The 18,815-nt window shown below is 60.4% G+C and carries 17 protein-coding genes; 8 read left to right on the forward strand and 9 right to left on the reverse strand.

What is annotated here, in order from left to right; genetic code table 11:
* Positions 1-117 precede the first annotated feature (117 nt).
* Positions 118-2,778, reverse strand: coding sequence for an alanine--tRNA ligase (gene alaS, locus WGT02_RS12580; protein ID WP_024312765.1), 2,661 nt, complete (start codon positions 2,776-2,778; stop codon positions 118-120).
* 153 nt (positions 2,779-2,931) lie between these two features.
* Positions 2,932-4,017 (reverse strand): recombinase RecA, encoded by a 1,086-nt coding sequence (recA, locus tag WGT02_RS12585; protein ID WP_024312766.1) that lies wholly within the window; start codon positions 4,015-4,017, stop codon positions 2,932-2,934.
* A gap of 241 nt (positions 4,018-4,258) precedes the next feature.
* On the opposite strand from recA, the gene WGT02_RS12590 reads away from it, so the two are divergent.
* Entirely contained in the window at positions 4,259-5,203 is a 945-nt protein-coding gene (locus tag WGT02_RS12590) for a carbohydrate kinase family protein (RefSeq protein WP_024312767.1), read from the forward strand.
* A gap of 28 nt (positions 5,204-5,231) precedes the next feature.
* Entirely contained in the window at positions 5,232-6,158 is a 927-nt protein-coding gene (locus WGT02_RS12595) for a pseudouridine-5'-phosphate glycosidase (protein WP_208250316.1), read from the forward strand.
* A gap of 29 nt (positions 6,159-6,187) precedes the next feature.
* Here the strand turns inward: WGT02_RS12595 and cckA are convergent, their stop codons facing one another.
* On the reverse strand, positions 6,188-8,788 hold the full coding sequence (gene cckA / locus WGT02_RS12600) for a cell cycle histidine kinase CckA (RefSeq protein WP_208250315.1): 2,601 nt from the start codon (positions 8,786-8,788) through the stop codon (positions 6,188-6,190).
* A 287-nt stretch (positions 8,789-9,075) separates the two neighbouring features.
* Between cckA and WGT02_RS12605 the strand changes: the two genes are divergently transcribed.
* Positions 9,076-10,089, forward strand: coding sequence for a flagellar biosynthetic protein FliO (locus tag WGT02_RS12605; protein WP_024312770.1), 1,014 nt, complete (start codon positions 9,076-9,078; stop codon positions 10,087-10,089).
* Between the two features lie 71 nt (positions 10,090-10,160).
* Here the strand turns inward: WGT02_RS12605 and dksA are convergent, their stop codons facing one another.
* Entirely contained in the window at positions 10,161-10,580 is a 420-nt protein-coding gene (dksA, locus tag WGT02_RS12610; protein WP_024312771.1) for an RNA polymerase-binding protein DksA, read from the reverse strand.
* 273 nt (positions 10,581-10,853) lie between these two features.
* Between dksA and WGT02_RS12615 the strand changes: the two genes are divergently transcribed.
* From WGT02_RS12615 to WGT02_RS12630, 4 genes are all read left to right on the forward strand, one after another.
* On the forward strand, positions 10,854-11,351 hold the full coding sequence (locus tag WGT02_RS12615) for a histidine phosphatase family protein (RefSeq protein ID WP_208250313.1): 498 nt from the start codon (positions 10,854-10,856) through the stop codon (positions 11,349-11,351).
* Between the two features lie 78 nt (positions 11,352-11,429).
* Entirely contained in the window at positions 11,430-12,905 is a 1,476-nt protein-coding gene (locus WGT02_RS12620) for a YcjX family protein (RefSeq protein WP_208250312.1), read from the forward strand.
* Complete coding sequence (locus tag WGT02_RS12625) at positions 12,902-13,981, forward strand: YcjF family protein (RefSeq protein ID WP_024312774.1); 1,080 nt, start codon at positions 12,902-12,904, stop codon at positions 13,979-13,981. Before WGT02_RS12620 ends, WGT02_RS12625 begins: the two co-directional genes overlap by 4 nt.
* Before the next feature lie 210 nt (positions 13,982-14,191).
* Positions 14,192-14,743 carry a hypothetical protein gene (locus WGT02_RS12630; RefSeq protein ID WP_024312775.1) on the forward strand — a complete coding sequence of 184 codons (552 nt, stop codon included), beginning with the start codon at positions 14,192-14,194 and terminating at the stop codon, positions 14,741-14,743.
* A gap of 51 nt (positions 14,744-14,794) precedes the next feature.
* On the opposite strand, the gene folK is transcribed toward WGT02_RS12630, so the two are convergent.
* Genes folK through folP form a run of 3 tightly spaced genes read right to left on the reverse strand, consistent with a single transcriptional unit; the run spans position 14,795 to position 16,537 of the window.
* Positions 14,795-15,313: a 2-amino-4-hydroxy-6-hydroxymethyldihydropteridine diphosphokinase gene (gene folK, locus WGT02_RS12635; RefSeq protein WP_024312776.1), complete on the reverse strand. Its 519-nt coding sequence runs from the start codon at positions 15,311-15,313 to the stop codon at positions 14,795-14,797.
* Entirely contained in the window at positions 15,306-15,674 is a 369-nt protein-coding gene (gene folB, locus WGT02_RS12640) for a dihydroneopterin aldolase (protein ID WP_024312777.1), read from the reverse strand. The genes folK and folB overlap by 8 nt, the downstream gene beginning before the upstream one ends.
* Positions 15,671-16,537, reverse strand: a complete 867-nt coding sequence (gene folP, locus WGT02_RS12645) for a dihydropteroate synthase (protein WP_024312778.1) — start codon at positions 16,535-16,537, stop codon at positions 15,671-15,673. The genes folB and folP overlap by 4 nt, the downstream gene beginning before the upstream one ends.
* 98 nt (positions 16,538-16,635) lie before the next feature.
* Here folP and WGT02_RS12650 point away from each other — a divergent pair, with 98 nt between their 5' ends.
* A complete protein-coding gene (locus WGT02_RS12650) occupies positions 16,636-17,262 on the forward strand; it encodes a DUF922 domain-containing Zn-dependent protease (protein ID WP_024312779.1) in 627 nt (208 codons plus the stop codon).
* Positions 17,263-17,554: 292 nt separating this feature from the next.
* Here WGT02_RS12650 and WGT02_RS12655 read toward each other — a convergent pair whose 3' ends face one another.
* A complete protein-coding gene (locus WGT02_RS12655) occupies positions 17,555-17,875 on the reverse strand; it encodes a 2Fe-2S iron-sulfur cluster-binding protein (RefSeq protein ID WP_024312780.1) in 321 nt (106 codons plus the stop codon).
* A 211-nt stretch (positions 17,876-18,086) separates the two neighbouring features.
* Positions 18,087-18,455: an Hpt domain-containing protein gene (locus WGT02_RS12660; protein WP_024312781.1), complete on the reverse strand. Its 369-nt coding sequence runs from the start codon at positions 18,453-18,455 to the stop codon at positions 18,087-18,089.
* Positions 18,456-18,815 lie beyond the last annotated feature (360 nt).

Raw genomic sequence — 18,815 nt, forward strand, 5'->3', positions numbered from 1 at the left:
CGGCTGCAGAACACCATACTGCGATTTGACAAATCCTGCGGACTTTGACGGTTCCGCCAATGAAAAGGCGGGGACCTGCCCCGCCTTCCAAAGAGTTTCGTGCGAACGTCAGTTCGCTCAGCTTGCCAGCGCGACCGCCACAGCCTCGATCGCCTCGTCCGCCTTTGCCCCATCCGGGCCGCCCGCCTGCGCCATATCGGGACGACCGCCGCCGCCCTTGCCGCCAAGAGCAGCCGACGCGACGCGAACGAGATCGACGGCGCTGAACCGGCCCGTCAAGTCCGGGGTCACTGCAACGACTGCGCTTGCTTTGCCGTCTTCGGCAACGCCGATCAGCGCGACGACGCCGGAACCGAGGCTCGCCTTGCCGTCATCCGCGAGACCCTTGAGATCTTTGGGATCCACGCCCGAGATCGCCTTGCCGAGGAATTTCACACCGGCGACATCACGGACCGCATCGGCAGAACCGCCCTGCCCGCCGCCCATCGCAAGCTTGCGCTTGGCTTCGGCCAGTTCGCGCTCCAGCTTGCGGCGTTCATCCATCAGCACCTCGACACGAGCAAGAACATCGGCAGGCTGCACCTTGAGCGACGTCGCAAGCGATTTGACGCGCTCGTCCTGTTCCGCCAGGTATTCGCGCGCGGACTCGCCGGTGACCGCCTCGATACGGCGCACGCCAGCGCCAACCGCACTTTCGCCCAGAACGCGGATCAGGCCGATCTGACCGGTCGCGCCGACATGCGTGCCACCGCAAAGCTCGATCGAATAAGGCTTGCCCGCCTTGCCGCCGCGCACGCCCTGGCCCATGGCGACGACGCGAACTTCGTCGCCGTATTTTTCGCCGAACAGCGCCATGGCGCCCTCGGCAATCGCGTCATCGACGCTCATCAGGCGGGTTGTGACCGGCGAATTCTGCAGCACGATTTCGTTCGCCATGTCTTCGACGACCTTCAGCTCGTCCGCGGTCATCGGCTTCGGATGCGAAACGTCGAAGCGCAGGCGCTCGGGGGCGACCAATGAGCCTTTCTGGGTGACATGGGTACCGAGCACTTCGCGCAGCGCCTCGTGCAGCAAGTGCGTGGCGGAGTGGTTGGCGCGCAGGCGCGAGCGGCGCGAATGGTCGACCGTCAACGCCACCGCATCGCCTGCCTTCACGCTACCTTCGACGACGCAGCCGATGTGGACAAAGAGGCCCTCGCCCCTCTTTTGTGTATCCGTGATCTCGATCTTGGCCGTATCAGAGGTAATGACGCCAGTATCGCCCATCTGGCCGCCGGACTCGCCGTAGAACGGCGTTTGGTTGACGACGATCTGAACCTTGTCCCCGGCCGACGCAGACGCGACCGACGCACCGTCCTTCACAAGGGCCTGAACAACGCCTTCTGCGGTCTCGGTATCGTAGCCGAGAAACTCCGACGCGCCGTGTTTTTCCTTGAGTTCAAACCAGATCGTCTCGGTAGCCTTGTCGCCGGAGCCAGCCCAATGCGAGCGTGCTTCGGCTTTCTGGCGTTCCATCGCGTCGGTGAAGCCCGATATGTCGACACCGATTTCGCGGGCGCGAAGCGCATCCTGCGTCAGGTCGAGCGGGAAGCCATAGGTGTCGTAGAGCTTGAACGCCGTCTCGCCATCGAGCATGTCACCCTTGCCGAGCGTCGTCGTGGCATCGGACAGCAGCGAGAGGCCACGCTCCAGCGTCTTGCGGAAGCGGGTTTCCTCAAGCTTGAGCGTCTCGGAGATCAGCGATTCCGCACGGACCAGCTCCGGATATGCACGCCCCATCTCCTGAACGAGCGCCGGGAGCAGCTTCCAGATCAACGGTTCCCGGGCGCCGAGCAGCTCGGCATGCCGCATAGCGCGGCGCATGATGCGACGAAGCACATAGCCGCGGCCTTCGTTCGAGGGCAACACGCCATCGGCAATCAGGAACGCTGAGGAACGCAGGTGGTCGGCAATGACGCGGTGGCTTGCACGCCGCTCGCCCTCTGCCCTTACGCCTGTCACTTCTTCCGAAGCCTCAATCAGAGCCCGGAACAGGTCGATGTCGTAGTTGTCATGCTTGCCCTGCAGAACAGCGGCAACGCGCTCCAGCCCCATTCCCGTGTCGATCGACGGACGCGGAAGGTCGATGCGCTCATCCTTCATGACCTGCTCGTACTGCATGAAGACGAGGTTCCAAATCTCGATGAAGCGGTCGCCGTCTTCTTCCGGCGAGCCGGGAGGGCCACCCCAGATATGATCACCGTGGTCATAGAAGATTTCCGAGCAAGGGCCGCACGGGCCGGTATCGCCCATCGCCCAGAAATTGTCGCTGGTCGGGATGCGGATGATCTTCTCGTCCGGCAGACCCGCAATTTTCTTCCAGAGGTTAAAGGCCTCGTCGTCCGTATGGTAGACGGTGACCAACAACCGCTTGGCGTCGATCGCAAATTCCTTGGTGATCAGGTTCCAGGCGAGCTCGATCGCCCGCTCCTTGAAGTAGTCGCCAAAAGAGAAATTGCCCAGCATCTCGAAGAAGGTGTGATGGCGCGCGGTATAGCCGACATTATCGAGGTCGTTATGCTTGCCGCCGGCACGGACGCACTTCTGGGCTGTCGAGGCGGTCTTGTACAGGCGCTGCTCCAGGCCGGTGAAAACGTTCTTGAACTGCACCATGCCGGCATTGGTGAACATCAGCGTCGGATCGTTGCGTGGCACCAATGGGCTCGACGGAACGATTTCATGGCCGTTCTTCTTGAAGTAGTCGAGGAAGGTCGACCGGATATCATTCACACCGCTCATGCTATGCCCTTCAATGCTGCCAATAGGCAGGTCAAATCTTAAATCCAGTGGCTTTTATCGCTCGCATTAACCACTGTCCAGCAGACAAACAAAACCGGCCGCATTCTGATCGAGAATGCGGCCGGTTTCGAACTGTTCGGAACCTGTTGGGAACTATCCTTCGACGTCGTCCCCATCATTTGCATCAGGCCCGCCATTCTGCAGGAAGCGGTCGGCGATCAGTCCAGCATTCTGACGAAGCGATGCTTCGATCTCGCGTAGGACCTCCGGATTGTCGCGCAGGAAAATCTTCGCGTTTTCGCGACCCTGACCGAGGCGCTGACTGTTATAGGAGAACCAGGCACCTGATTTCTCGACGATACCGGCCTTCACGCCGAGGTCGACCAACTCGCCGGTCTTGGACACGCCTTCGCCATACATGATGTCGAATTCGACCTGCTTGAAGGGAGGCGCCATCTTGTTCTTGACGACCTTGACGCGCGTCTGGTTGCCGATCACCTCTTCGCGTTCCTTGACCGCGCCGATACGGCGAATGTCGAGACGAACGGAAGCATAAAACTTCAGCGCGTTACCGCCGGTCGTCGTTTCCGGCGAGCCGAACATAACGCCGATCTTCATGCGGATCTGGTTGATGAAGATGACCATGGTCTTCGACTTCGAAATCGAAGCCGTCAGCTTGCGCAGCGCCTGGCTCATCAGTCGTGCCTGAAGGCCCGGCAGGCTATCGCCCATTTCACCTTCGATTTCAGCGCGCGGCGTCAGCGCAGCCACGGAGTCGACAACGAGCACGTCGATGGCGCCGGAGCGCACCAGCGTATCGGTAATCTCGAGCGCCTGCTCGCCGGTATCCGGCTGGGAGATCAGAAGGTTCTGCAGATCGACGCCAAGCTTGCGGGCATAGACCGGATCGAGCGCGTGTTCGGCGTCGACAAAGGCGCAGATACCGCCCTTTTTCTGGCTTTCCGCAATCGTCTGCAGTGCCAGCGTCGTCTTGCCCGAGCTTTCCGGCCCGTAAATCTCGATGATGCGTCCCTTCGGCAGTCCGCCGATACCGAGCGCAATATCGAGCCCGAGAGAGCCCGTCGAGACCGTCTCGATCTCGACCACGCTCTCGTTCGAGCCCAGCTTCATGATAGAGCCCTTGCCGAACGACCGCTCGATCTGTGAGAGTGCCGCTTCAAGTGCCTTGCTTTTGTCCACCGATTTGTCCTCTACAAGCCGCAATGTATTCTGTGACATTCGATCCACCTTTAGGTTATTGAAGCCGCTCAAGCAATGTCGCCGCCGATCTCGATTTTGTACCGTATTTGTTCTCATCGCGCAAGCGAGGTTCAAATAATTGAAAGAAAAAGGTAAAATAGCCTGTGTTCTACATTTGTTTTAGTAATGGAAAGCAACGGCTTAGAGATAGGGCACTCGTCGCCAACCCGACGGCGGCGGCGGGACGATTCGTATCTTTCCGGCGATGCAGGACGATGAAATGAAGCAGAAGATTCTTGTCCTCGGCGGCGCACACATCGACAGGCGCGGACGCATTTCTGGCGGCACGGTGGCCGGCGCCAGCAATCCGGGCTCATGGTTCGAGGAGCCAGGCGGCGGCGGCTTCAATGCGGCGCGCAACCTTGCCCGGCTGGGCTTCGACGTGACGATGATCTCGCCCCGTGGCGGCGATCCGGTCGGCGAGATGGTCAGCGAGGCAGCCGATTTCGCAGGCGTTCACGATCGCCCCTTCGTTTTCTTGGATCGGAAGACGCCGAGTTATACTGCCATCATCGAGAACGACGGAAACCTGGTGATTGCCCTTGCCGACATGGATCTCTACCGCATGTTCATGCCGCGCCGGCTCTCGATCCGCGCCGTCCGCGATGCCTTTGCCGCGACTGATTTCATCCTCTTCGATGCCAACCTGCCGGCAGACACCCTGGCGTCGATCGTCGAGCGCGCCAAAGCGCTCGGCAAGCCGGTGGGCGCGATCGCAATCTCACCGGCGAAGGCAATCAAGCTGAAGCCGTGCATTCAAGGGATAGACTATCTTTTCCTCAACGAGGCAGAGGCCGCCGCGCTGACGGGCGAACGCCCCAACGATCCGGCGCACTGGCCATCACTGCTGGGTGACATCGGTTTGCGTGGCGGCGTCGTCACGCGCGGCCAGCGCGAGCTGATCGCCTTTGCGGATCGCCGCGTCGTTGCCCTGCAGCCGGCAAACCTCGAAGGCGTCGCAGATGTCACAGGCGCCGGCGACTCGCTCGCGGCCGGCGTTATTTCGGGATTGATGCGCGGGATTCCCTTGGCCGATGCCGTTCGGGAGGGCGCCGCTGCCGCAGCTCTTACGGTACAGTCTCCGCACGCCGTCAATGAAAACCTCTCCCCCGAGTTGGTCAGGGAGACACTTTCGCTTGTTCCACCGGCGAGAATTTTGCATTGAAGGCAATACCGACGAAATGGAAGAGACAATGACGAAACCGATCTCCCCCCTGCTGCCGATCGCCTATTCCAAAGAGGTCGCAAGCGCCAAGCAGCGCGGCGCGCCGATTGTGGCGCTCGAATCGACCATCATCACGCATGGCATGCCCTACCCCGGCAACATCGAGATGGCCCGCAGCGTCGAGGCGCTCATTCGTGAGGAGGGGGCCGTCCCGGCCACCATCGCAGTCATTCACGGTACGCTGCACATCGGCCTCGAAGCCGATCAGCTGGAGCAGCTGGCGCAGGCCAAGGATGTCCTGAAGGTCTCGCGCGCCGACCTCGCCTTTGCGATCGCCGAGCGCCGTCACGGGGCAACGACCGTGGCAGCTACGATGATAGCCGCAGAGCGTGCCGGCATCAAGGTCTTCGCCACCGGTGGCATCGGTGGCGTCCACCGCGGTGCCGAGGAAAGCTTCGATGTCTCCGCCGACCTCGAGGAACTTGGCCGCACCGGCGTCATCGTCGTTTGCGCCGGCGCCAAGGCAATCCTCGACATTCCGAAGACCCTGGAAGTGCTCGAAACCGCGGGCGTGCCTGTTGTCACCTATGAAAGCGAGGAATTCCCCGCCTTCTGGTCGCGCGCCTCCGGATTGCGTAGTCCGCTCACGCTCAACAGCCCGGCCGCAATCGCCAACTTCCAGACGGTGCGCGAGCAGCTTGGCATCGACGGAGGCATGCTGATTGCCAACCCCGTGCCGGAGGCAGACGAGATCCCGCGGGAGGAAATGGAGATCTACATCGAGCGGGCGCTCGACAGCGCCGAACGCGACGAAATCAGCGGCAAGGAGGTCACTCCTTACCTGCTCAGCACCATCTTTGACCTGACCGACGGCCAGAGCCTTAAGACCAACATCGCGCTGGTGGAAAACAATGCCCGACTGGCGGCAGAAATTGCCGTCGCGCTCGCAGGATGATCGTTTGAAAAGGGGCGCCGCGGCGCCCCTTAGCTGTCGAGCGTCTCCTTGACGACGACAGCAAGCTGCTTCAGGGAGAACGGCTTCGGCAGGAAGCCGAACTTGGAATCCGGCGGCAGGTTGCGCGCGAATGCATCTTCGGCATAGCCCGAAACGAAGATGAACTTCAGGTCCGGATAGTTCTTGCGCAGTTCGCGCAGCAGCGATGGACCATCCATCTCCGGCATGACCACATCCGAGACGACGATGTCGACCTTGCCCTCGAGCTCGTCCATGATATCGAGCGCCTCGACGCCAGAGCCGGCCTCGTAAACCGTATAGCCGCGGGTCTCGAGCATGCGCTTGCCGCCCCGGCGTACTGCTTCCTCATCCTCGACGAGCAGAATGACGGCAGATCCCGTCAGATCCTCGGGTTGCTCCGACGGTGTCGACGCCTGTCCAGCGGGCGCGCCCATGGCGGGCGTGACAGCGTCAGCTTCCGCGGCAACGGCCAGCTCGACAATGTGGCGCGGCAAGAAGACGCGGAAAGTCGTACCCTTGCCGACTTCCGACTCCGGCTGAATGTAGCCGCCCGACTGCTTGACGATGCCGTAGACCATCGCGAGACCAAGGCCCGTTCCCTTGCCCACCTCCTTCGTCGTGAAGAAGGGTTCGAAGATCTTGTCCATGATCTCGGGCGCGATACCGGTCCCGTTGTCTGAGACCTCGATGAGAACCATGTCCTCGTGCGGCATGTAGGAGTAATTGAATGCTGCCACCTCCTCCGCCGTTGCGTTCTTCGTGCGAAGCGTGAGCTTGCCGCCCTGCGGCATGGCATCGCGCGCGTTGACGCAGAGGTTGATAAGCACCTGCTCGAACTGCGACAGATCGGTCTTAACAGGCCAGAGATCGCGGCCGTACTCGACGTCAAGCTTCACATTCGTACCGGAAAGCAGGCGGTCGACCAGCATCCTGAGGTCGCCGACCACATCGGTCAGATTGAGCACCGTCGGCCGCATCGTCTGCTTGCGCGAGAACGCCAGCAGTTGCCGAACGAGCACGGCGGCACGATTGGCGTTGCGCTTGATTTCCATCAGGTCGGCAAAGCCAGGGTCGGCCGGTCGCGCCTGCAGCAGCAAATGATCGGAGGACAGCAAAATGGCCGTCAGAACGTTGTTGAAGTCGTGCGCGATGCCGCCGGCCAGGGTGCCGACGGCGTTCATCTTCTGCGTCTGCGCCATCTGCGCCTCGAGCGCCTTCTGCTCCGTCACCTCGACGGCATAGACGATCGCGGCCTCTTCCGGCGCCTCATCGCTCTGGTCGATCACCGCATTGACGTAGAAACGGAAATGGCGGGCTTCATCCGTTGGCGTGCGGGAGTCTATTGGAGGGATATCGCCCTGCCGGTCCTTTGCCGCCGCAAGCGCCTGCTGCAGCTTCGACTTGTCACTGTCCTGAACAATGACTTCGAGCAAAGCGCCGTTCTCCACATCATTCCGGGAGACTATCCCGGAAAACAGCTTCAGGAACGGCGCGTTGGTGCGCAGGATGCGGCCTTCGCCGTCCACCGAGGCAATCGCCATCGGCGTGTTGTTGAAGAAACGGGTGAACCGCATCGCGGCCGCCGACGCGGACTGATCGCTCTCACCGCTCTTCTGGCGCGTGAGCACAATCGACCGGCTTTCTCCAGGCGCACCATCGCGCATCGACGTCACGCTGTGGACGATCTGCGCCGGCAGGCTCTGACCGTTCATCTTCTTCAGGTCGAGATCGAGCGTCACGGTCTTCTTCAGACCCGGATCGGCCTGCACCGACTGAATGAGTGCAAGTCCCTCGCCGGCAACGAAATCGCCAATCGTTACCGAACCGGGAACGAATTTGGTGAGATCGATGCCGAGCCATTCCGCCAGTGTTGCGTTGAGATAGAAGATCTCCCCTTTGCGGCCGGCTGAAAAGAACCCGGCCGGTGCGTGGTCGAGATAGTCGATCGCATTCTGTAACTCCTTGAAGAACCGCTCCTGGTCGTCGCGCTCGGAGGTGATGTCGCTGATTTGCCAGATATGCAGCGGCTTACGCCCGATCTCCTCGCTGTGCAGGCTCCGCGCTTTCAGGCGGTACCAATGCGCTCCCGCACCGTTCGTCGAAGGGCCAAGCGACCGCAACAGGCGGAATTCCTCGCTACCCTCTCGGCCTTCGCGCAGCCCGTTGGAGAGACGATAGAGCGCTTCGTTCGACTCCCGATGCCGCGACAGCAGCGCTTCCAGTGTCTGAACCTCCGTCGACTTGCGGGCACCGGTCAATTCGCCGTAGGCCGCATTCGCATAAACGATGCGACCCTTCTCATCAGTTATCAGAGACCCATCGGGGTGGCTGTTCAAGAATGCTCGCGCCAGGCTGTCGGACTGCCGTTGTGGCATGACTTCGATAAAGCCGATCACCGACGACACGAGGAAGAAAATCCCGACCATGGCAAGCACGCCGAGAACGCCGAGTACCATTTCGTTGTCCAGAGAACTCTTGAAAACGACAAACGCGGCGGCTGCGCCGATGAGCACAAGCGCAAGCAGGATGATGCGCAAAGCCGTTCCCGTGCGCCCCCCGCGGTCCAAGAGCGGTTCGCTATAATCGTCGGCCTGACGCGGTCTCGTCATCTATTCCCTCGCATGGCCTGCCGGGCTTCACTCGTAACAGGGAGACAAAGCAGGAATCAGGCGCCTTTTCCTTCTTACCAATTTGCGGTCTCCGCAAAAACACTGGTCTCTGTGAAGACTGATTGAATTCACAAAGAAGAGCGCCAATTTCGCCATTAAAATGCGTTGTTAAGAAAGCATGTTCGAATTCCACTTCGGGTTGGCATGACTGGACAAGGCCAACGGGACTTGTCTACGAAGTGGTAAAGTCGCCAGCTGGTTCAAAACCGCGAAGGGAGTAAGCCAATATGTTCGATGATCTCATGGGAGCCTATGGGAGCCGCTTCCTTCTCGCCGCCGGCGGCGTCGGCATAGCTCTATTGCTGCTGATTGTCGTGCTCTGGATCATGCGCAGCCGCGCGCCTTCGCCCTTTGTGCGCGGCGGCCGCAATCGCCAGCCGCGGCTGCAGGTTCTTGATGCGGCGGCTGTCGATGCGCGCAGGCGTCTCGTCCTCGTCCGGCGGGACGACGTCGAGCATCTGATCATGATCGGCGGACCGACCGATGTCGTCATCGAGAGCCGAATTGGCGAGGCTGCCGACGCGGGATCGCCTGAGACGGCGGATCAACCTGCTCGGGCTTCGGCTCCGGCTCCAGTTCCTGTCCCCGTGATGCCGCTGCAGCTCGAGGCGACGTCCGAGGCTCCAGCACCTGTTCGCATCGCGCCGGCTGAACCACAGAATGCGCCGGTCCGCAGCCACACGCCAGCTGAACCCTACGTGCCCGAACGCGCGCCGATCGAAGCCCGACCCGAGCCGGTTATCGTCGCCACGCCGCCCTCGCCTCCGCCCGTTATCGCCGAACGTGAACGTGCGCCGCGCCCGGCGCCGTCGTTCGAGCCGCGACCGGAACCGAGTCAGGCGCCTGCGCCGATCGAGGCCTCGGTTGCCGCAGACATCCTCGATTCCGCCCGCCAGCGCGTGTTGCCGCAACAGCGCACCGAGCCGCAGGTCACCCCGCCCTCCGTCCAGAACACGCTCGCGCCGGTGCAGCCCGCATCGGCATTCGTCGAAGTTGGCACGCTGGCGCCTGCAGTGCAGCCGAGCGACTTCCAGCGCATACTCGAGGAGGAGATGACGAGTACGCTTGCCGCCGAACGCATCGTGCCGGCACCACAAGCGCCCGCGGCAAGGCCTAGCCAGGCGCCTGGAAACCTGCCTCGCCGTGACCCTGACATGGCCCCGCTCACCGGCGCAGATGCCGCACTTCAGAATGAAGTCGCCCGCATCTTCGGCGAGATGAGCGTTAATCGCGACAAATAGTTGACCGACCGAACAAAGCAAAAGGGCACCGCGGTTTGCGCGGTGCCCTTTTTGTTGTCAGCATGTCGGGCTCATTCGTCCCGGTAGACCTTTTCCCGGCGCTCGTGCCGCTCTTGGGCCTCGATCGAGAGCGTCGCGATCGGTCGAGCGTCAAGCCGCTTGAGGCCGATTGGCTCGCCGGTCTCCTCGCAATAGCCGTAGGTGCCGTCTTCGATACGTTGCAGTGCTGCGTCGATCTTGGAAATCAGCTTTCTCTGGCGGTCGCGGGCACGAAGTTCGATGGCCCGGTCGGTTTCGGACGATGCCCTGTCAGCAAGATCCGGGTGGTTTGCGCTTTCCTCCGCCAGGTGGTCGAGGGTTTCGCGCGCCTCTCTCAGAATATCGTTCCTCCAGGCGACCAGCTTGGCTCTGAAGTAAGCCCGCTGATTACCGTTCATGAACTCTTCCTCTTCCGAGGGTACGTAGTTGCTAAGATCGATCTTCTCACTCAACGCGATTCTCCTGAAGAACATCTCATCTGGCGGGTGTATATCGCGAGGACTACGGTTGATTCAAGCCAAATACGCTAGGTAAACAGTTTTTTAAATCTGTCATATTTTTGAGCTAACAGACTATTTTCTCACCACTATTCCGCCGGGCGCATATTCTCCTCCCGGTAACCCCGCACTTTCCTACCCCTGATTTGGCGGCAATACCTTCCGCTACGGTTGACGCACGGGCCGCTCACCCGCTACTGAAAAAGTCCCTTCGACGTGGATTTTCCTATGGCTGCAATCACGCCTCCGCCCTCCCGGATTTATCTGCTGCGGCACGCCGAAGCCGCTTGGGCAGCGCCTGGGCAACATGATTTCGACCGCCCCCTGAGCGAGAAAGGCTACGCGGACGCCGAGATCGTCGCCGACAAGGCGGCCAACAAGGGCTATAGGCCGGATCTGCTTCTCAGTTCGACAGCGGCGCGTTGCCGGGACACGGCGGATGCTGTGCACAGGGCTATGGGCTCGACGCTCGATCTTCGATTCGTCGACGAACTTTATAATGCCTCACCGGGCATCTACCTCGAGATCATCGATGCGCAAGAAGCGGCCGGCTCGGTGATGCTCGTCGGCCACAACCCGACCATGGAGCAAACGCTAGAAGTGCTGATCGGCCACGAGGCGCTTTGTCAGGCACTGCCGACCGGCTTTCCGGCTGCCGGCCTTGCAGTTCTGGACTATGACACCAGGTTGGCAGGCTGGCGCCTTGTTGATTTCGTGATCGACTAAGGTCTTTTCGCGGAACGTCTTTTCGCATCGACCTGCGGTTCCTATATGGCTTGTCACGACTAGAACCGGAATTCCGCCTTGCCGCCCAGCCTGACCTCCTTCTCCGATGACGCGCGCATCGCCCTGGACAATCTTGCGGACCGGGCATCGGGCCTGATCAATCCCACTGTGCGCCTTGGCGTCACCGGCCTCTCGCGTTCCGGAAAGACGGTCTTTATTTCCTCTCTGGTCCACAATCTTCTGCACGGCGGCCGCCTGCCGCTCTTCGAGCCTGTGCAGTCCGGTCGTGTCTCGGCGGTGCGGCTTGAGCACCAACCGGACGATGCCGTGCCGCGCTTCCAATACGAAGATCATATCCGCTCTCTCGTGAAGGATCGCGTATGGCCCGATTCCACCCGGGCGATATCCGAATTGCGCATCACGCTCGAATATCAAAGTGCCAGCGCCTGGAACCGTCTTTTCTCGCCGGGTCGGCTGTCGATCGATATCGTCGATTATCCGGGCGAATGGCTTCTGGACTTGCCTTTGCTCGGAAAGGACTACCGCGCGTTCAGCGAGGAAACGATCGCCTTGGCGGGAACGGGCATTCGTGCAGAACTCTCGCGCGATTGGCTGGCCCTCACCCACGCCACCGACGTTAACGCTTCAGCAGACGAAATGCGCGCCCGCGACCTCGCCACGTCTTTTGCCGATTACCTCAAGGCCTGCAAAGCCGACGAACGCTCGCTCTCCACGCTTCCGCCTGGCCGCTTTCTGCTGCCCGGCGATCTTGATGGCTCGCCCGCACTTACCTTTGCGCCGCTCACGCCTCCACCGGAAGCCAAACCGCAAAAAGGATCGCTTTGGGCGATGATGGAGCGGCGCTACGAAGCCTATAAATCGGTCGTGGTGAAGCCTTTCTTTCGCGAACATTTCGCCCGCCTCGACAGACAGATTGTGCTCGTCGATGCGCTGCAGGCCATCAACCGTGGCCCGGAGGCAGTTCAGGACCTCGAACGCGCCCTGACCGACGTTCTGGCGTGCTTTCGTCCGGGTACGAATTCCTGGCTGTCGTCATTGCTTGGCCGCCGTATCGATCGCGTACTCGTCGCGGCAACGAAGGCCGACCACCTGCACCATGAAAGCCATGACCGGCTCGACGCCCTCACCCGCCGCCTGGTCGATCGTGCCGTGCATCGCATTGGTATGGCAGGCGCAGGCATTGACGTCATGGCACTTGCCTCGGTCCGGGCCACGCGCGAAGCGACCGTGAAACGCGATGGCCATGAGCTTCCGGTTATTGTTGGAACACCGATGGAGGGTGAAACCATCGGCGCAGAATGCTTTGACGGCCTCAAGAAGACGGCGATATTTCCCGGCGACCTGCCGGAAGATCCGGAGAGCCTGTTCGAGCGCATAGAATCTGGAGACCGTGACGTCGCCCTGCCCGATGTCAGTGTCGTACGCTTTCGCCCGCCGCACCTTGAAGAGACAGGCGGCGGCATAAAGCTTTCTGTCCCGCATATTCGCCTCGACCGTGCAATGCAGTTTCTCTTCGGAGATCGCCTCGCATGATCAAGCCACCATCCGAACATCCCGCACACCGCGCGCCGGCTGCCTTTTCCTATGAGGAGGACGCACCGGCTCGGCCGACGACCGAAACCAACCGTGGCCAGCGAAGACCGGGTAGCTTTACAGACGATATCGTGTTGACCGCTGACGAGGATGATCCTTTCCTCAATCCCGAGAAGGATGTCCCTCCAATTCCGGTCGCGGTCCCGCGCAATCGCGGCACCTCGTTTGCGAAAATCGCAGCGGCCGCATTCGGCGTTCTCTTTTCGCTTGCCTTCGGCCTTTGGACTGACAGCCTTATCCGCAATCTCTTCAGTCGCGCAGATTGGCTGGGCTATACAGCGCTTGCGGCACTCGCAATCGGCATCCTGGCGGTGATCACCATCGTTATCCGTGAGACAGCCGGAATGATGCGGCTAACGGCCGTGCAGGCGATCAAGAGCGAAGCCGAGGCCGCCATGGTGGAGACGAAGCCGGCGAAGGCGCGCGCGCTGGTCAAGCGGCTGGAAACTCTGCTCTCCGGCAAGCCCGAGACGGCCAAGGGCCGCGCCGCGCTGAAAGCGACAGAGGGCGATATCATCGACGCGCCGCATCTCATCGCCCTCGCAGAACGCGAGCTTCTGGCGCCCCTCGACCGGCAGGCGCGGGCCTTGATCGTCAATGCCTCGAAGCGAGTCTCCATCGTCACCGCCGTCAGCCCGCGTGCCATCGTCGACTTGCTCTACGTGCTTTATGAGGCCGCCCGACTCGTCCGGGCTATGGCGGATCTCTACGGAGGGCGGCCGGGAACGCTCGGCATGATCAGGCTCATGCGAGACGTTCTGGCGCATCTTGCCGTGACCGGCTCGATCGCGGTCGGCGATAGCCTCGTGCAGCAGGTGCTTGGCCATGGGCTGGCGTCGAAGCTGTCGGCACGCCTCGGCGAAGGCGTCATCAACGGCCTGATGACCGCCCGCATCGGAATCGCCGCCATGGACCTTTGCCGTCCCCTTTCGTTCCATGCCCTGAAACGGCCGGGAATCGGCGACTTCATTGGGGATCTCACGCCATCCATGACATCGCGTGATAAGAATTCCTGAAAATTGACAGCTTTGTCGTGCTTGCCACGCGCTAAACGACACGCGAAAATACTTGCCATGAATTCAAGGCGCTAGCGCTCCGGTATCGGCGTACGGCGGCTGCGGAACGCGCTGTTGTTCAGCGCTTTCAGGCTCACAGGAAACCAACCGTTAACCATTTTTCGGCAAAACTTGGGTCCAGTTAAGCGATGGTGTCGCTAGGGAAAATCCATGTATTCACGCAAGTTTCTTCTTCTTTTCGGACTGGCTGCGGTGGCGTTGTCACCAGTCGCCGACATGGCTCCGTCGGCAACAGCGGCAACACGTGACAAAGCCTTCTTCGAGTCCGTTGCCGGCGCCTGGAGAGGCCCCGGCGAGATCGTTGCCGGCAAGTACAAAGGCACGAAATTCACCTGCAATCTCGTCGGCGAACCGGTGAGCGCTGGCGGCACTGGCATCAAGCTTGACGGAAGCTGCAGGGTCGGCGTCTTCAAGCAGCCGATGACCGCGCTCATCACCCAGTCTGGCAATTCCTACAAGGGCAAATTCCTTGATGGCGCCGATGGCAAGGGACTCGACGTTATATCGGGTGCCGTTACCCAGGATACCGTGGTCGTCGGCCTCAACCGTTCCAAGCTTAACGGCGCCATGATTGCCCGCGTCCGCGACGACAAAACCATGAACGTTACCGTTTCGGTCAAGGTCGAAAGCCAGATGATCCCTGTTATCGGCCTGACGCTCACGCGCCAAGTCGACGAAATCACCGTCGGTTCTGTCGAATAGGTTTTTGGTCCGCGCCTTTTGAAGCGGCGGACTCTCCGCCGCTTTTCTAGTTCAGGCCGTATGCCACCAGTTGCTGCTGTGATCGGCCACTTCGATCCCCTGCACATCGGCCTTCGCCAACCATTCGCGAACGGGTGCCCCGTGGACAAGCAGCTCCGGAGCAAAGTCGGCAAGTGGCATCAGCACGAAGCCGCGATCCTTCATGCGCGGGTGCGGAAGCTCCAGCCGTGGCGCGGATTGAACGACATCGGCATAGGTCAGAATATCGATGTCCAGCGTCCTCGGCCCCCAGCGCTCGATACGCTCTCGTTTCATTCCCCGTTCGATATCCAGGCAGACATCGAGAAGCGCCTCCGGGCCAAGCGTCGTCTCGACGGCAGCGCAAGCGTTGAAGAAATAGGATTGGTCGGTCTTGCCCCAGGGCGGCGTGCGATAGAGCCGCGATACCGCTACCACCCGGCAGTCGGGTCGCTGGTCAAGCGCTCTGAGAGCGACGGCCATTGCATGAGTAGGCTTGCCGAGATTGCCGCCAAGGCCGAGCGTTGCCGTTTGGAAAATGGCCTCAGGCAAAGTGTTCGACGCTCACCTGAACGAAATCGAGAACGCCCGGTACCGGTGCGTTCGGCTTGCGGACTGTGATTTTTGCACGCTTGATCTGCGGAAATTTCGAACTGAGCCCCTTGGCGATATCAAGCGCAAGCGCCTCGATCAGATAGCGACGCTTACCCGTGACGATCTCCTCGATCACGGTGAAGGCAATGCCATAGTTGACCGTGTCATTGATGGAATCGCTCTCCAGGGCATCGCCTGCGACGACGTCGAGCTCGGCATCCACAAAGAAACGTTGGCCGAGGAACTCCTCTTCGTCATGGACGCCATGGCGGGCAAAGAAGGCGCAGTTCTGAAGCGTAATAGTGTACGTAGTGCTCATGCCAAATTTCCTTGCTCGCAGCTATGGCTCGCCGCGAGCATAGCATCGGCGATTGCCAAAGCATCCCTGTTGATTGCGACATCGTGTACGCGAAAAATGCTAGCCCCGGCCAGACGCAGCAACACGCTAGTCGCTGCCGTTCCCGCATCCCGCTCGGCGGCTTGCCTGCCTGTGATGGCGCCGACGAAACGTTTGCGCGAAGTGCCGGCAAGCAGCGGCAATCCCAAGCGGTGCAACTCGCCGAAACGCGCCATCAGCTCCACATTTTCTTCCGTATCCTTGGCAAAGCCGAAGCCCGGGTCGAGCACGATGCGATCCCTCGAAACACCTGCGGCCGAAGCGATTTCTAGCGAGCGTTCGAGGAAGAAAAACTGGTCGGCGATCACATCCGGAAGCTTCTCCCGATCGCGGCCCGTATGCATCAGGCACAGGCCTGCGCCGGTATCGGCAACGATCTTCCCGATCTCGCGTTCCTTCTGCAGCCCGAATACGTCGTTGACAATATGCGCCCCTGCGCCGACGGCAAGCCGTGCGGTCTCAGCTCGATAGGTATCAATCGAGATCAGCGCATCGGTCTTGCCGCGCAGTGCCTCGATCACCGGCAACACTCGTGCCTGCTCTTCGGAAGGGCTGACGACATCCGCATCGGGACGTGTCGATTCGCCACCGATATCGATGATCCCAGCGCCCTCGCTGGCAGCTTGGAGGGCATGCGTCACGGCCGCATCGACGGTCTCGTATCGCCCACCGTCCGAGAAGGAATCCGGCGTCACGTTGACGATCGCCATGATCACGGCACGCGCGCCCAGTCCGATCTCACGACCATGCCCGACGCGCCAGAAACTGCTCCCAAGCCGTGCCAACGGTATTCATCCTATCGATCGAAAAAAACGCTAGCGATATTGCGCTGGTCGTGGCTATGCCCCAAGCTCCGGCAAACTTCAACATGAGTATCTGCAGAATGCTTTCCGTATCGCGTTATATGCCTCTCCTCCTCGGCTTTTCCATCGCGGTAGCAGCGTGCAGTCCAGCCGCTGCTACCGTGATCGCGACGCGAAGCTACTCCTATTTTGCGATCAAGGGTAAAACCGCGGACCAACTCGATCAGCAACTGAGCACCAACGGGCCGACCGCAAGCGGTTCGTCGGCTCGCCATCCGGGTGCGACCAAGATCCGCTTCGGCGGCGACGCCACCTATGTCCAGGCGGGAGGAAGATGCCGGGTCGCCAGCGCCAAGGTCACCGTCCACACGCAGATCATCCTGCCCCGCTGGACCAACCGCAAAGGCGCCAGCAAGCAGCTGTCGATGATATGGGATGCACTCTCGAGCGACATCAAGCGGCACGAAGAACGTCATGCCGAGATTGCGCGAAACCAGGCACGCGCAATGGAAAGGCAGATCCTCGCGCTTCCTCCGCAGCCCGGTTGCGAGCGCATGCAGGAATTAGTGACCGACGTTTCGACCCGCGGCATCGAGGAACACGACCGGCTGCAGGCACGATTCGACCGAATCGAAGCCGTCAATTTTCAGAGTCGAATGATGAGACTTCTGAACAATCGGATCAGAATATCCGGCGGCGCAAGATAGCTGATTCTCAAGCTCAAGGCGATCACAGAAGTTTAGCCGCGTAACAAAACTTGTGTGAAACTGCAGTCGCCCCAGTGATTTAGTGGTTATTTCTCAGTCTACCTAAATCAACCGCAACGCGGTAATATTCAAACATTCGAAAGTTCAGGTCCGTAAGCCCGAACTTTCGCTCCTGGGTTCTCCTGGCGCGTTGCGAAGCCGCGGATGATCCTCCCTCGTCCGTAGGTAATGCGCCTACCTCGCCTCGCTCGTCTAGCGGCCAGCGAGGCTTTTTTTTGGGGAATGCAGTGGATCAGGCCTGCCGCTCGGGCACGTGGACTGTAAGCCCATCCAGGGCTGCCTTCATTCTGATCTGACAGGATAGGCGCGACGTCGGACGCACGTCAAACGCGAAATCGAGCATGTCTTCTTCCATCGCTTCAGGCGGACCGACGCGTTCTGTCCACTCGTCGTCGACGTAGACATGACAGGTCGCGCAGGCACAGGCGCCACCGCATTCAGCCTCGATGCCCGGCACCGAATTGCGCACGGCATTTTCCATAACGGTCGATCCCTGATCGACATCAAGATCGAAGCGCGTGCCGTCGAAGGCGACAATGGTCAGTTTGGGCATGATGATTTCCGGTAGTCGTCAATGGGAGGGTCTGGATTTTTCTTCCAACAAATCGTCGAGGCAGTCAACACCGACCGCTCGATGCCTTTCATTCCAGATCGGGAAGCGGCGCGCTTGTCAAAATGCGCCATGCCGACAGTCACAAGCCGACAGTCACAAAAAGACCCGCTGCCCCGAAACGGATCAGCGGGTCTCGTATCTGACCTGCGGCTCAGCGGCAAAGCTTGAGGATAAAGTTCTCGGCTTCGATCACCGCAATGCCGACTGCCGCCATACTGGCAGCGTCGCCGCAATTGCCCTCGAGCGCTTCAGCGGCGGCATGAACGCGGAACGCACCCACGGCGCCGGCGGCGCCCTTGAGGCGGTGTGCCGCGGTCTCGATGATCTTCTCGTCGCCGGACGATATTTCCTGCAGGCAAGCCCGCGCCTGCCGCGCAAACATCTGCAGAACTTCGATTTCCAGGCTCTTGTCGCCCATTGTCTGGTTTGCCAGATGCACCAGATCCACCGGACGCTCCTGCGAAGGACGTGGGCCTTTGCAATTATCGGGTGCCGCAAACGCAATACTGACTGCTGCCATGTGCCAATTCTCCCGTCGTCTATCCCGCCGTTCGTTCATGCTGCGGGCGCGGCGTCGCCATCACGTTAAATTTCGGCACATTCAGGGCGGATTTTTCAGGTTATGGTTAACGTCCGTTAAACGCCCCTAACTCGTTGGTTTTTAAAGGGGCGCTTTTGTTAAATGGTGTTAACAAGACATTAATATTAGGGGATTTGACCGGTTGCGTTAATTGTCTAGCAGTCCCGGATGTGTCACTACGATACTACTGGGCGAGCTCTCTGGCACCTGCCTTTGCTCGCCAAGTGGATAATGGTAATGTTTTGATACCGTCTGTATGAAAAAGCAGCTATCCACTCTGAAATGATATGCTTATCCGTC

The sequence above is a fragment of the Rhizobium sp. T1470 genome (genome assembly GCF_042140505.1).
Taxonomy (GTDB): domain Bacteria; phylum Pseudomonadota; class Alphaproteobacteria; order Rhizobiales; family Rhizobiaceae; genus Rhizobium; species Rhizobium favelukesii.